General features: G+C 72.0%; 10 protein-coding genes, 1 tRNA gene and 1 pseudogene. 6 read left to right on the top strand and 6 right to left on the bottom strand.

What is annotated here, in order from left to right; all coding sequences use genetic code 11:
* Nucleotides 1–7 precede the first annotated feature (7 nt).
* Nucleotides 8–604, bottom strand: coding sequence for a 5-formyltetrahydrofolate cyclo-ligase (locus HQM25_RS05450; protein ID WP_172989321.1), 597 nt, complete (start codon nt 602–604; stop codon nt 8–10).
* Nucleotides 605–684: 80 nt separating this feature from the next.
* Here HQM25_RS05450 and galU point away from each other — a divergent pair, with 80 nt between their 5' ends.
* From galU to HQM25_RS05465, 3 genes are read left to right on the top strand one after another with little or no spacing between them, the layout of a single operon-like run.
* Nucleotides 685–1,572: a UTP--glucose-1-phosphate uridylyltransferase GalU gene (gene galU / locus HQM25_RS05455; RefSeq protein ID WP_172989322.1), complete on the top strand. Its 888-nt coding sequence runs from the start codon at nt 685–687 to the stop codon at nt 1,570–1,572.
* Between the two features lie 24 nt (nt 1,573–1,596).
* Complete coding sequence (locus HQM25_RS05460) at nt 1,597–2,226, top strand: GNAT family N-acetyltransferase (RefSeq protein ID WP_172989323.1); 630 nt, start codon at nt 1,597–1,599, stop codon at nt 2,224–2,226.
* A 57-nt stretch (nt 2,227–2,283) separates the two neighbouring features.
* Nucleotides 2,284–3,249: a large exoprotein gene (locus tag HQM25_RS05465; protein ID WP_172989324.1), complete on the top strand. Its 966-nt coding sequence runs from the start codon at nt 2,284–2,286 to the stop codon at nt 3,247–3,249.
* A gap of 54 nt (nt 3,250–3,303) precedes the next feature.
* On the opposite strand, the gene HQM25_RS05470 is transcribed toward HQM25_RS05465, so the two are convergent.
* Entirely contained in the window at nt 3,304–4,509 is a 1,206-nt protein-coding gene (locus HQM25_RS05470) for an amidohydrolase family protein (RefSeq protein WP_172989325.1), read from the bottom strand.
* An 88-nt stretch (nt 4,510–4,597) separates the two neighbouring features.
* Here HQM25_RS05470 and HQM25_RS05475 point away from each other — a divergent pair.
* Nucleotides 4,598–4,670 (top strand) — tRNA-Ala (locus HQM25_RS05475).
* Between the two features lie 120 nt (nt 4,671–4,790).
* Here the strand turns inward: HQM25_RS05475 and HQM25_RS05480 are convergent.
* Nucleotides 4,791–5,944, bottom strand: a pseudogene (locus HQM25_RS05480) (IS481 family transposase).
* 543 nt (nt 5,945–6,487) lie between these two features.
* Entirely contained in the window at nt 6,488–8,080 is a 1,593-nt protein-coding gene (locus HQM25_RS05485) for an AMP-binding protein (protein ID WP_172989326.1), read from the bottom strand.
* A gap of 198 nt (nt 8,081–8,278) precedes the next feature.
* Between HQM25_RS05485 and HQM25_RS05490 the strand changes: the two genes are divergently transcribed.
* Entirely contained in the window at nt 8,279–10,411 is a 2,133-nt protein-coding gene (locus HQM25_RS05490) for a beta-galactosidase (protein ID WP_172989327.1), read from the top strand.
* Between the two features lie 25 nt (nt 10,412–10,436).
* Here HQM25_RS05490 and HQM25_RS05495 read toward each other — a convergent pair whose 3' ends face one another.
* Entirely contained in the window at nt 10,437–11,543 is a 1,107-nt protein-coding gene (locus HQM25_RS05495) for a Glu/Leu/Phe/Val dehydrogenase family protein (protein ID WP_172989328.1), read from the bottom strand.
* A gap of 89 nt (nt 11,544–11,632) precedes the next feature.
* The gene (locus HQM25_RS05500; RefSeq protein WP_172989329.1) at nt 11,633–13,555 is read right to left on the bottom strand and encodes a heavy metal translocating P-type ATPase; all 1,923 of its coding nucleotides are present in this window, start codon (nt 13,553–13,555) and stop codon (nt 11,633–11,635) included.
* 68 nt (nt 13,556–13,623) lie between these two features.
* Between HQM25_RS05500 and HQM25_RS05505 the strand changes: the two genes are divergently transcribed.
* Nucleotides 13,624–14,100 carry a YbaK/EbsC family protein gene (locus HQM25_RS05505; protein WP_172989330.1) on the top strand — a complete coding sequence of 159 codons (477 nt, stop codon included), beginning with the start codon at nt 13,624–13,626 and terminating at the stop codon, nt 14,098–14,100.
* Nucleotides 14,101–14,160: the final 60 nt, after the last annotated feature.

The following is a 14,160-nucleotide window of genomic DNA, read 5'->3' on the forward strand; positions in this document are numbered from 1 at the left end:
TTCCTGGTCAGTGTGCGGCGGGTGCCAGCAGGAGGGTCTGCGTCGGGGTGACCACGCCCGTGACGGGCTGGTCGTGCAGGTCGCGGGGGACGTCGTCGAGGATCTCGGTATCGAACACGACGGCGTACACAGGTGGGCAGTGCTCCATCGAGCCGAGCGTCTTGTCGTAATAGCCGCGCCCCCAGCCCAGGCGCATGCCGTCCCGGCCGACGGCGGCGGCCGGGACGATGAGAAGGTCGACATCGTTGACGGCGATGGGGCTGAGCACCTCGCCGACCGGCTCGGGCAGGCCGAACATGCCCTCGACGACGTCGCCGTCGGAGGTGGCCACGACCCAGTCGAGCAGGCCGTCGGCGCGGGTCACCGGCAGCAGCACCCGGATGCCGCGGGCAAGGGCCTCCGTCAGAAAGGGGCGCGTGCCGGGTTCGGTCGACGTGGAGAGGAAGCAGGAGATCGAGGTCGCGCCGTGATTCTCGATGAGCGCGTCGAGCTGCTGCCGGATGCCGTCGGCGGCGGTCTCGCGCGCCCGGTCCGAGAGCAGGTTGCGACGCTCACGCAGCTCGGCGCGCAGGGCGCGCTTCGCGTCGGCGATCGCATCGGACATGACCTCGATTGTAGGCGGCGTGGCGGGGGTGGCCATGCGGCCGTCATCGCGACGTCACACGTCCTCGTTAGACTCGGGGAATGCCTCAGAAGCCCTTCAAGGCCGTGATCCCCGCCGCAGGCCTCGGCACGCGATTCCTTCCCGCCACCAAGGCGATGCCGAAGGAGATGCTCCCGGTCGTCGACAAGCCCGCCATTCAGTACGTGGTGGAAGAGGCGACGAACGCCGGCATCCGCGACGTGCTCATCATCATCGGGCGCAACAAGAACAACCTGTCGAACCACTTCGACTCGGTTCCCGAGCTCGAGCACAACCTGCGCAACAAGGGCGATGAGGCCAAGCTCGCCAAGGTGCAGCAGTCCAGCGACATGGCCGACATCCACTTCGTCCGCCAGGGCGAGCCGAAGGGGCTCGGTCACGCCGTGCTGCGGGCGCGCGCCCACGTCGGTGATTCGGCGTTCGCCGTGATGCTCGGCGACGATCTCATCGATGAGCGCGACGAGTTGCTGACGACCATGCTCGCCGAGCAGGAATCCCGCGGTGCGACCGTGATCGCCCTCATGGAGGTCGACCCCGACTCGATCCACCTCTACGGCGCGGCCGCGGTGGAGCCCACCGACACCGACGGCATCGTCAAGGTGACCGGACTGGTCGAGAAGCCGAAGAAGGAGGAGGCGCCCTCCAACCTCGCCATCATCGGCCGCTACGTGCTCACCCCCGACGTCTTCGACATCCTCGAGCGCACCGAGCCCGGCAAGGGCGGCGAGATCCAGCTCACCGATGCGCTGCAGGAGATGGCCACCGACCCCGAAGGCCCCGGCGTGTACGGTGTCGTCTTCCGCGGTCGCCGCTACGACACGGGCGATAGGGTGGACTACATCAAGGCCATCGTGCAGCTCGCGGCCGATCGCGACGATCTCGGTCCCGAGCTGCGACCCTGGTTCAAGGAGTTCGCGGCGAAGCTCTGACGCCGCTCGTACGAGGGGGTCGACGTGGAGGGGATCGCGCCGCGTCGCCATGGGTCGGTCTCGATCCGGCTGATCCGTCAGCGCGACGCGCGGGTGCTCCAGCAGGAGCTGCTCGCCAACCGGGGCTGGCTCCAGCCGTGGGAGGCCACGAGCCCCGACGGGCCGGTGTCGTTCGACATGCGCCTGGGCGTGCGCCGACTGCTGCAGCAGTACCGCGACGGCGTCGGCGTGCCGTTCGTCATGGAGCACGACGGCGAGACCACCGGGCAGCTGAACGTGTGGGGGATCGCGCGCGGGTCGCTGGCATCGGCCACGATCGGGTACTGGGTGAGTGAGCGCTTCGCCGGCCGCGGCATCACCCCGACGGCCGTCGCGATGGCCACGGACCTGTGCTTCACCGAGTTGCGCCTGCACCGCATGGAGATCTGCATCCGCCCCGAGAACGCCGCCAGCCTGCGGGTCGTCGAGAAGCTCGGGTTCCGCTACGAGGGCCTGCGCAAGCGCTTCATCCACATCGACGGGGACTGGCGCGACCACTACGTCTTCGCGCTGGTGCGCGAAGACGTGCCCGAGGGCGTGCTGGAGCGGTGGGTCTCGGGGCGCGTGCCGCACGGGGCGGCCGCCGTTCCGCCGACCGATCGGCTCCACGCGTAACGACGACACGCGACGGGATGCCGGGGGCGCGGCATCCGGGTCGTTAAGTTTGTCACCATGGGTGGGCAGGTGCTCGGCGGGGGCGTCATCGTGCTGGTGGCGGCGCTGCTGTGGCTGGTCTACCTGCTGCCGTCCTGGTACAGCCGGCGCCAGTTCGACGCCGCCGAGCGCAACGCCGTCCGCCTCAATCAGGCCCTCCGGGTGCTCGCCGAGACGAGCGAGACACCCGAAGAGGTGCGTCTGGAGCTGACCGCCCGCACGGCGCTCGCCCAGCAGCGCCTGGCCCGCCGTGCCCTCGCGGAGCGCGAGCAGTCGGCGCTGGAGAAGGCGCGGGTCGATCTGGAGGCTGCACGGAGCGAGCGGGTGATCGCGCGCGAGCAGGCCCGCGTCGACGTGGAGGCGGAGCGCGAACGCGCCCGCCTCGAGCTCGAGGCGGCCCGTGCCCGGCGGCAGGCGGCGCGTCTTCAGCCGCACGCCCGTCGCGCCCGTGCCCGCCGTCGCACGCGACTCGCCCTCACCGTGACCGCCGTCTTCGGGCTCGGGCTGGTCGCCTGGGGCGCGTGGGACCTCGTCGTGGCGGGAACCCAGGCGATCCTGTGGACCGGTGTCGGCGTGGCCGTGCTGGCGGGTCTGCTGCTGCGCAGGATGGCGCGCATCGCGCGTCGGTATGCGGTGGCCCCGGTGGCGGCCGCTCCGCGTCGGGTCGTGCACGTGCAGGACGTCGCCCTCTCGGTGGAGGAGCGCTCCTGGGCTCCGCGCGAGCTGCCGCGTCCGCTCACCACCTCGGCGGGATCGCGGGCGGCTGCCGTGCTCGACGCCGAGGCCGCGCACGAGGCGCTGCGTCAGTCGGCCCTGGAGGAGTCGCTGCGCGCACGCGTCGAAGAGCAGCGCCCGCCCTCGATCGACACCGCCCGCATCGCGCGAGCCGCGGCGGGGGACTTCGCCTCGATGGGATACGTCGACGACGCTGAGATCGAAGCCCACGTGCGCCGGCTCCTCGCCCGCCGCGCCGCCGGCCAGTAGGGCGGCCGCGGTCGCACGATGCCCGCGAGGGCGCCACCGCTGAGGGCGGTCCGCTCAGGCTTCGTAGAGCAGACGCCCGGCGCCGATCACGTGCGCGCGCGGCGGGGTGCGCACGAGGGCGTCCATCGCATTCTCGGCGTCCAGCAGCACGATGTCGGCGCGCGCACCGGCGACGAGCCCGTCGGCGGGGAGCCCTGCGAAGGGGGCCGAGGCGGCCGTGGCCAGGCGCATGACGCGACGGAGGTCCTCGTCGCGCACGAGTCCCGCCGCCCGCGCGTACTGCCACGCGATGCCGAGCAGGTCGCCCGTTCCGTACGGGCTCCACAGGTCGCGGATGCCGTCGGTGCCGAGCCCGAACCGCACTCCCGCGGCATCCATCTCCGCCAGCGGAAGCTGCGGCAGTCGCAGCGGCGCGACCGTCGTGAGCGTGACATCGAGCGCCGCCATGCGCTGCAGCAGGTCGCGGCGCCGCGTCGCGTCGACCTGCGCGAGCGCGAAGCCGTGGGCGATGTTCACCCGGCCCGCGACGCCCAGCGACTCGGCGCGGTCGAGGATGAGGTCGAACTGGAACGCGCCGAGCTCCGCCGGGTCGTGCAGGTGGATGTCGAGGCCGCACCCGGTGTCGGCCGCGATCGCGAACAGCACGTCGAGCTGGCCGACGGGGTCCCGGTCGATGCTCGCGGGGTCGAGTCCGCCGACGTGCTCGGCGCCCGCCTCGGCCGCTGCACGCAGGAGGTCGGCGACGCCCGGTCGGCGCAGCACGCCGTCCTGGGGGAAGGCGACGACCTCGGCGGTGAGGGCCCCGTCGTACTCGGCGACGGCCTCGCGCACGACCTCGATCCCACGCATCCCCACCCCGAGGTCGACGTCGACGTGCGTGCGCAGTGCCGTCGTGCCGAAGCGCACGAACTCCGCGAGCACGCGGCGCGTGATGTCGAGCCCGGGGATGCCGAGCTCGTCTCGGCGCGCGCGTTCGTGGCGGATGCGCCCGTCGGTGCCGCCCTCGCCGGCGTACGGCTGCCAGGGGTGCCCGATCCACGATTTGTCCACGTGGGCGTGGCTGTTCACCAGTCCCGGAAGCGCGAGCAGCCCGCGGCCGTCGATCTCGGTCTCGGCGGTCGCGGAGGAGTGGATGCCGGAGGCCGGCGTGATCGCCTCGATATGGCCGTCGGCGGTCAGCAGCAGATCCTGGGGGATCGCGCTGCCGTCGAACCGGACGTTGCGGACGGCGGTGACACGGCGGAACGATGTATGGAGCACCGTCCCATCGTCTCGCGGTTCGGCCGTTCGCGGGGCCTCGCGTGGTTCGGGAGCGGTGCTCGGGCGTGATAGTGTTGCTGAGGTTCACGGGCCTGTGGCGCAGTTGGTAGCGCGCTTCGTTCGCAATGAAGAGGTCAGGGGTTCGAATCCCCTCAGGTCCACCGATTGTCCTGAGTCGCGACATCGTTTACACGATGTTGCGACTCAGGGCTTTTTTGTTGGGTTCGTGGTGTTGACGGTGACGGCGTGCTGGTGAGTCGGGTCATCGTTGACGGGCGTTCTCATTGCTTTCGGGGCTGGTAGTTCCGGGTCGGGTCGATGGTGTGTTCGGCGATGATCTCGCCGGTGTTCATGTCGCTGACGGAGACTTCGCGGTCTTTGATGAGCATGAGCACGGGTGTGCCGGCGTGGGCTTTCCCGACGCCGAGGTGGCGGAGTGTGCCGGCGTATCGGACGGTGAGTTTTCCGTGCTGGTCGACTTTGTCGGTGCGGGTCCGCCACTCGGAGGTGGGCTTGCCGTTCGGGGTTGCTTTCGGGAGGGCCGTGTAGGCCTGTTCTGGGGTGCGGCGCCCGAGGGAGCGGTGTGGGCGGGCGGTGTTGTACCAGGTCCGGAACTCGTCCAGCAGGGTTTGCAGATGCTCGATGGTGTCGGGTAGCGGGCGGGCGGCGAGCGTTTCAGGGTCTGGTGGAAGCGTTCGATCTTCCCCTGGGTCTGCGGGTGTCCGGGGCGGCCGTTCTTCTGGGTGATGTGGTGCGCGGCGATCAGTTTCTCGAACCCGCCGCGGGCGCCTTTGTGGCGGGCGAGACGGGTGGTGAATACCAGTCCGTTATCGGTCAGTGTCGACGCGGGCGGGCCGTATCTGCTGATCAGGTCGGTCATCGCGGTGACGACCATCGGGCCGGTGAACGCGGCTGCGGCGTGGATGGTGAGGAGGTAGCGGGCATGGTCGTCGAGGAAGTCGAGGATCTCGACCCGGATACCGGTGGACAGGTGCCAGTGGGTGATGTCGGCCTGCCAGCACTCGTTGGGCAGATCTGCTTCGAACCGGATGTATGAGGAGCGGGGGCGTTTCTCGGGTGCGGGGGTGATGAGGCCCGCGGTGTGCAGGATGCGGCGGATCGTCGCGGTTGACGGCCCGTGGTGGCCCTCTTGTTCGAGGTGCCATGCGATCGTCGCCGGTCCCGCGTCCGCGCCCGATCTGACCAGCTCGTGTCGCAGCTCGATGACGCGGGTGACCACCGCGTCGGGTGTCGCGCCGGGGCGGGTCTTCGGCGCCCGCGACCGGGGTGTGACACCGTCGGGGCCGTCCGCGTCGTAGCGGCGGACGAGGATGTGCACCCATTGCCGGGTGACTCCGTATCGGGCGGCGGCTTCCGCGTGCGTCAGGCCCTGGTCGCGGACAGCACGGACGATGACAAGATTCTTCGGCTTCACCACCGCATCGTCCCGACGCCGGGGCGTCAACGATGACGCGACTCACCCGTCAACGATCACGACGTCGGTGGTGTCAACGATGTCCCGACTCACGTGTCAACGATCACGAGCCCGATCCACGCGAACAGGCGTCAACGATGTCCTGAAACCAGACACCCTCAGGTCCACCGAATCGGGAAGGCCCTCCGCTCAGCGGGGGGCCTTTTCCGTCGGCGCGTGCGCGGCGTGAGTCGGCGGGTGTGTGCGTTGGTGCGGGGTGTGCGCGGTGGCGTGCGCGTTGGTGCGGTGGTGTGCCCGGGGTGTGTGCCGACGCGGGGACCCTCGATCACACGACCGCTGCACGTTCCGGCATCCGCGGTGTCGATCTGCGGCGCGGATGCCGGAAAGTGGCGCGGACGTGGGGCGAGGGGTGCTCCGACCTGGCGCGGATGCCGGAAAGTGGCGCGGACGTGGGACGACGGATGCCGCAGCCACCGCCGTCACCCAACGGATGAGCCCTCCGCCACCGGGCGGAGGGCTCATCGCAGCGAAGCGCGCGCAGGCTCAGACCGTCGCGACCTCGCGGGCGCGCAGGTCCTTGCGCAGGATCTTGCCCGAGCTGGACTTGGGGATGGCGTCGATGAACTCCACGCGACGCACCTTCTTGTACGGCGCGACGTGCTCGGTGACGAAGGCCATGACGTCCTCCGCCGCGAGCTCTGCGCCCGGCGCTGCCACGATGAAGGCCTTCGGGATCTCCTGCTTGTCGTCGTCGAGCACGCCGATGACGGCGGCATCCATCACCTTCGGGTGGCTCAGCAGCAGCGCCTCGAGCTCGGCCGGGGCGATCTGGTAGCCCTTGTACTTGATGAGCTCCTTCAGGCGATCGACGATCGAGAAGTAGCCGCCCTCGTGGTACACGGCGATGTCGCCCGTGTGGAGGAACCCGTCCGCATCGATCGTCTCGGCGGTGGCGTCCTCGCGCCCGAGGTAGCCGAGCATGATGTTCGGCCCCTTGACCCACAGTTCGCCCGGGAGGGTGACGCCGTCTTCGCCGAGCTCGGTGATCTCGTCGCCGGTCTCGGGGTCGACGAGCTTGACGAGCTCGTTGGCGAGCACGACGCCCGCGGAGCTCGCGGGGATGTCGGGGCGGTCGGCGGGGATCACGAGGGCGGCGGGGCTGGTCTCGCTCATGCCGTAGCCCTGGAGCACGTGGGCGTTGATGCGGCGCGCGGCCAGCTCCGCGGTCTCGCCGTCGAGCGGGGCCGCGCCGGAGAAGAGGGTGCGCACGCTCGAGATGTCGAACTCGTCGACGATCGGGTGCTTGGCGAGCGCGACCGCGATCGGCGGTGCGATGTACAGGTAGGTGCACTGGTAGGTCTGGATGCTGCGCAGGAACTCGACGAGGTCGAACTTCGGCATCGTCACCATGCTCGCCCGTCGCTGGAGCGCGAGGTTCAGCAGCACGGTCATGCCGTAGATGTGGAAGAACGGCAGCACGGCCAGCACCCGGTCGTCACGCGTGAGATCGATGACGTCGCGGCACTGCTCGACGTTCGCGACGAGGTTCGTGTGCGTGAGCATGACGCCCTTGGGGATGCCGGTGGTGCCCGACGAGTACGGCAGCACGGCCAGGTGCGTGGCCGGGTCGATCGAGACCTCGGGCGCCGGAGCTCCCTCGGAGAGGAGCTCGCGCAGGTTCGGGTGGCCGTGGGCGCCGTCGAGCACGATGACGCGCTCATGGGGAATGCCGACCGCCTCTGCGGCCGCCGAGGCCTGGGGGAGCAGCGGGCTCACCGTGACGAACCAGGTCGCCTTCGCGTCGCGCAGCTGCTTCTCGATCTCGCCCGCGGTGTAGAGCGAGTTCAGCGTGGTGACCGTCGCCCCGGCGCGCAGCGCGCCGTGGAAGACGGTGGCGAAGGCGGGCACGTTCGGGCACAGCACCGCGATGACGGTGTCGGTGGAGACACCGCGTGCCGCCAGGGCGCCCGCGAACGCGTTCACCTGGGCGCGCAGCGCCGCGTAGGTGGTCTCGGCGCCGGAGGCGGGGTCGATGAGCGCGACGCGCGTGAGCTCTTCGTCGGTGAGCCCGCCGAACAGATAGTCGTAGATGGTGACGGCGGGAATCTCGCGCTCGGCATAGGGACTGGTGAACACCGGTTCTCCTCGGGTCGTGCGTGCCGCGACGTCGCGGCCCCGCGGCGACGTCGCCGCAGTGCCCTCCATTGTGCCACTTCCGACCGAGTGGTCTGCGACGGGATGCCTCGAAGTGTGGAACTGGATGCCACGCGCGGATGCCCCAGGCGCAGCTGCGGGCCCTATGCTGGGCAAGCGCATTCCCGAAGGAGAGGCTGCATGACCGACCTCGCTCGTCTCGCGATCCCGACCGCATCGCCCGCCGCGCCGACAGGGCTCGGCGACGGGGAGGTGACCGTCACCGAGCGATTCGTCGCCGAGCGCGGCATCCCTCGCGTTCTCGTGTCGGGGGAGATCCACTTCTCCCGCGTGCCCCGAGCGAGTTGGCCGGCCGTGCTGGCCGCGGCCCGCGCGGGCGGAGTCACCCACGTCGCCACGTACGTGCTGTGGAACCACCATGAGCCCGAGCGCGGCGCACCCTCGTTCGAGGGTGATCTCGACCTTCGCGCCTTCCTCGACCTCGCCCGCGCCGAGGGGCTCGGGATCGTGCTGCGCATCGGACCGTACGCCCACGCGGAGACCCGGCACGGCGGCCTGCCGGACTGGCTGGTGGAGTCCGGACTGCCGGTGCGCACCGACGACCCGCGCTATCTCGCCCAGGCGGAGCGCTGGTATCGCGCCATCGCGGCCGAGGTCGCGGGAGTGCCGCTGTTCGCGATCCAGGTGGACAACGAGCTGTACGACCGTCCTGAGCACCTGGCGAGCCTGCGGCGGATCGCCGAGGAATCCGGGCTGACCGCACCCCTGTGGACGGCGACGGCGTGGGGCGCGGCGGCGGTGCCGGAGGGGATCCTCGGCGTCTACGGCGGATACCCCGACTCCTTCTGGATCGAGGCGGGCGAGCTGCGGGATCTGCGCAGCGAGAGCAACTTCACCCCCTCGCCCGTGCGCGATGACGACGGCATCGGCGCGGACCATCGCGGCGAGGTGGATGCCGCAGGGGCCGCCGTCGGAACGAGCGGCGCGCAGCCGTTCGTGACGTGCGAGCTCGGCGGGGGCATGATCAGCGCCTATCACCGCCGTCCCGACGTCGGCGCCCGCGATATCGAGGCCCTCGCGCTGGCCAAGCTCGCCTCGGGGAGCGTGTGGCAGGGGTATTACATGTACGCCGACGGCCGCAATCCGCGCCGTGGCCTGCAGGAGTCGCACGCGCTCGGCGAGCCGAACGATTTCATGGAGCTGTCCTACGATTTCGGGGCGCCGCTGACCGTCGACGGGATGCCGCGCGAGAGCTGGTTCCGGCTGCGGCGGCAGCACCTCATGCTCGAGCGGTGGGGGAGCGCGGTGGCGGCGATGCCGGCGGTCTTCCCCGCGACGCTCGGCGACGCCGATGCGCTCCGGTGGTCGGTGCGCTCCGACGGTGCGGGGGGCTTCGTGTTCGTCGCCAATCGGCAGCCGGGCGTCGTGCTGTCCGCGCGCGCCGGGGCCGGCATCCATCTCGATCTGCCGGCGGGACCGATCGAATTCCCCGTCGTCGACGTCCCCGCTGAGACGGCCTTCGCGTGGCCGTTCGGGCTGCCGCTGGGAGCGGTGACGATCGCGTGGGCGACGGCCCAGGCGGTGACCGAGGTGCAGTGGCGGGGGATGCCGCTGCTCGTGCTCGCAGCGACCCCCGGCGTCGAGGCGCGCTTCGCGGTGGACGGCGACGCCTCGGCCGAGCCGCTGGCGCAGGCCGGACCCGGACGGTGGTGGCAGGTGCGTCGCGACGGCGCCGCGGTCGCGCACCTGCTCGTGCTCGAGGAGGAGGAGAGCCTCACCGCGGCGATCGAGGCGGGGCGCCTCGTGCTCGCCGCGGGTGTCGTCGCGCACGGCGAAGCGGTGCTGTGGACGGCCGGGAGTGTGCGGGTCCTCGATGACGAGGGGTGGCGTGTCGCGGGAACGGTGGATGCCGCGCCGTCGCGGCCGATCGCGGTGCGCGCGTCGCGCCCGGCCGGCGGCGCCCCCGCCTGGCGCACCGCCGGCAACGGGCGCGCCTCGATTCCGCGGGAGTGGTCGGCGGCGGCCGAAGCGGTGCTCGAGGTGGCCGATCTCGCCGCCGACGAGACGGTGGTGATCGAGTGGGAGGGCGACCTCGCCCGCGCGTGGGACGGCGATCGCCTCGTCTCGGACGCCGTGTACTGCGGGCGCCCGTGGCGCATCGGCCCGGCCGAGCGTGCCGGCGCGGCTGCGCTGCGGGTGGAGATCCTTCCGCTGGCCGCCGACGCGCCCGTGCTCGTGTGCGCGGGCGCGCCGACGGCGACCGCCCTGCACGCGGCCGCCGCGCACCGGCCGGTGCGGGTCGCGCTGACCTGAGCCGCGCGACCCGCACCGTCGCGGGTCAGCCGGCCAGCGCCGGAGTGCCGGCGTCGGCGCCGCGGTCGGCGCCCGACGCCTCGCGGGTCGCCAGGCGCGACGCGGCAAGAGCCTCGGCGGCGACGAGCGGCGTCACACCGCGGCTGTCGGCCTCGTCGAAGATGCGGCGCACGGTGTCGCCGATGCCGCCCACGCGCGCCATGATCTCGGCGCGGGTGCCGAGCTTCTTGGCCTCGAGGTCGAGGTAGATCACGCCGCCGGCGTTCACCACGAAGTCGGGAGCGTAGAGGATGCCGCGGGCGGCGAGGCGGTCGGCGCCGCTGCGGGCGGCGAGCGGGTTGTTGGCGGGCCCGCAGACGGCCTTGGTGTCGAGGTCGTCGATGACCTCGTCGGTGAGGAGGCCCCCGATTCCCGCCGGAACGAACACGTCGGAGGCGACCAGGTGCTCCTCGCCGGGGCTCACCCAGGCGGCGCCGAGCTCTGCCGCGAGGTCGCGCTTGGCGGGGTTGACGTCGGTGACCGTCAGCGCGGCGCCCTCGGCGGCCAGCCGCACGGCGAGGCGGCTGCCCACCTGGCCGAGCCCGGAGATCGTGATGCGCCGCCCCGCGACCTCAGCCGAGCCGGCGACGCGCTCGAGCGTCGCGCGCAGCGACTCGTACACGCCGAGGCTCGTCGGGCCGGCCGGCTCGCCCGAGCCTCCGACCGCGTCGGGGAGTCCGACCACGTGCTCGGTGCGCTCGCTCACCACCAGCATGTCGTCGGTGGTCGAGCCGACGTCTTCGGCGGTGCGGTACAGGCCGTGGAGCGATTCGACCGCGTCGCCGAGGTCGAGGAAGGCAGCCCGGCGGCGCTCCGCGTCGAGCACGGTGCCCTCGGGGAGGGCGATGACGGACTTTCCGCCGCCGGCATCCAGACCCGCCGCCGCGTTCTTCAGCGTCATCGCGGCCGACAGTCGCAGCGCGTCGCCGAGGGCGTCGCTCCAGTGCGGGTAGGTCCACAGGCGGGCGCCGCCGAGCGCGGAGCCGAGCACCGAGGAGTGCAGTGCGACGGTGATGAACAGGCCGCTCCTGCGGCCGGTGATCACCTCCACGCGTTCGTGGGTGAAATCGGGCAGGGGCAGGGTGTGCGTCATCGCAGTCTTTCCTTCGGCCGGCCTTGTGGGCTGTGCGCTCGTGCGGAGGCCACGGTTGTGCGGCATCCATTCACCATTGTGCCTCACGCTCACTCGGCGCGGTCGCCGACGGGCACCGTCTCGTCCGCGCCGCGGGTCAGCTCCGACGCGGCGGGGAGGTCGACGGCCGGCCCGGTCAGCGCCCGGAGCGCGGCGAGGATGGCCGCCAGATCCACGAACTCCTGGATGAGGGCGCCGGCGACGGCGGGGATGAGACCGGTGGCGGCGACGAGCATCAGCCCCAGGCTCAGGCCGATGCCGATCCAGATCGCCGCGAACGCGACGCGCAGGGTGTGCCTGCTGATCGAGACCGCCTCGGCGACCTTGGCGATCGAGTCCGTCAGGATCACCGCCGCCGCCGCGTCGCCCGCCGCGGTCGCGCCCTTGGCGCCCATGGCGATGCCGACGTCGGCGGCCGCCAGCACGGGGGCGTCGTTCACACCGTCGCCGACCATCAGCACCGGGCGGGGGGTCAGCTGGGCCGCCAGGGTCACCTTCTGCGCCGGCAGCAGCTCGGCATGCACCTCGTCGACGCCCACGAGGCGCGCGACGGCCTCGGCCGTCGGGCGGGCGTCGCCGGTGAGCATCACCATGCGCTCCACGCCGTTCGCCCGCAGCCAGCGCGTCACCGCGGCCGCCTCGGGGCGCACGGCGTCGGCCAGCACGAGGGCGCCCGCGAAGCGCCCGTCGATCGCGACGTACGCCGCGGCCTGCCCGGGCGAGAGCGGGGTGCGCTCGAGTGCGGGGGCGAGGGAGGCGACGAAGGCGGGCTTGCCGACCACGACGGTGCGCCCCTCGATCCGCGCGGTGACGCCGTTGGTGGCCGATTCCTCGGCCTCGGTCGCGGTCAGCAGCCCGAGACCGCGCTCGGCCGCGGCGCGGCGGATGCCGTCGGCGAAGACGTGGCTGGAGTACTGCTCGGCGGCGGCGGCCCAGGAGAGCACGTCGTCCGCGGCGAATCCGGGGGCGGGCCGCGCCTCGACCAGCGCGGGACGCCCCGCCGTGAGAGTGCCGGTCTTGTCGAAGGCCGCCGCCCGCACGCGCGCCAGCTGCTCGATGACGGCGCCGCCTTTCACGATCACCCCGGCCTTCGCCGCGCGCGAGAGCCCGCTGAGGAAGGCGACCGGGGCGGCGATCAGCAGCGGGCAGGGCGTCGCCAGCACGAGCACCTCGGCGAAGCGCACCGGGTCGCCCGAGATCGCCCAGGCGGCCCCGGCGATCGCGAGGGACACGGCGGTGAACGGGATCGCGAAGCGGTCGGCGAGGCGCACGACTGGGGCGCGCGAGTCCTGGGCCTCGCGCACGAGCGAGACGATCTGCTGGTACTGGCTGTCGGCGCTGCGGCGGACGGCGCGAAGATGCACCGCGACGGTGCCGTTGACGGCTCCCGAGAGCACCTCCTCTCCCGTGGTCCGCGTCACCGGCAGGCTCTCCCCGGTGATCGAGGATTCGTCGAACGACGCGGTGTCGGTGAGCAGCACGCCGTCGACCGGCACCACCTCGGCGGGACGGACGAGGAGCACATCGCCCACCTCGACATCGTCGGCGGGCACGTCGCGCGATTCGGCGCCGAACCCGTCTGCGCCCCGCACCTCCGAGACGACATGGGCGACGCGCGGCGAGCGGTCGAGCAGGGCGGTCAGCTCCCGCCGCGCCCGGCGGCCCGCGTAGTCCTCCAGGGCCTCACCGCCCGAGAGCATGAGCACGATGATGAGGGAGGCCAGGTACTCGCCCACGGCGATGGTCGCCACCATCGCCACGATGGCGAGCACGTCCAGCCCGACATGCCCGCGCAGAACATCGCGCACCATGCCGGCGATCGTCCACACGACGAAGGCGCCGACATACCCGATCGCGATCCAGCGGGCCGCGCCGGGAGATCCGGCCGCCTCCAGCCACAGCACGACGATGCCGACCGCGACGGTGAGCGGGATCACGGGATAGCGCCGGAGCGCCGTGAGCAGCTTGTCCACGTTTGCCAGCCTGGCCGGGGCGGCGCTCGCCGACAACAGTCGGAGGTCCCGCCGATATCGTGGTCGGCGTGACCGCACACCTCCACCCTCGCAGCCGCCTCGTCCACGACTCGCTCCGCGATGCGGGCATCACCGGGGAGATCGTCGTCCTGCCGGATGCCGCCTCGACCGCCGCACTCGCCGCCGCGGCGCTCGGCATCGAGGTAGGCGCGATCGCCAACAGCCTCGTGTTCTGGTCGGACGGCGAGCCGCTGCTGGTCATGACCAGCGGCGCCCACCGCGTCGACACGGCGGCGCTCGCGCGGCGGCTGGGCCGCGGCTCGATCGTGCGGGCGACGGCCGAGCAGGTGCGCCAGGCGACCGGTCAGGCGATCGGCGGCGTCGCCCCGACGGGGCATCCGGCGCCGCTGACCACCGTCGTCGACGAGGACCTCGCCCGCTACGACGAGATCTGGGCCGCCGGGGGCACGCCGCACACCGTCTTCCCGCTCACCTACGACGAGCTCGTGCACCTCACCGGCGGAACGATAGCGAAGGTCGACTGAGCAGAGCGCCGTGACGCAGAAGAGGCCCGGGCGATGCCCGGGCCTCTTCCGTCAGCGCTG

It is taken from the genome of Microbacterium hominis (genome assembly GCF_013282805.1).
Lineage (GTDB): Bacteria > Actinomycetota > Actinomycetes > Actinomycetales > Microbacteriaceae > Microbacterium > Microbacterium hominis_B.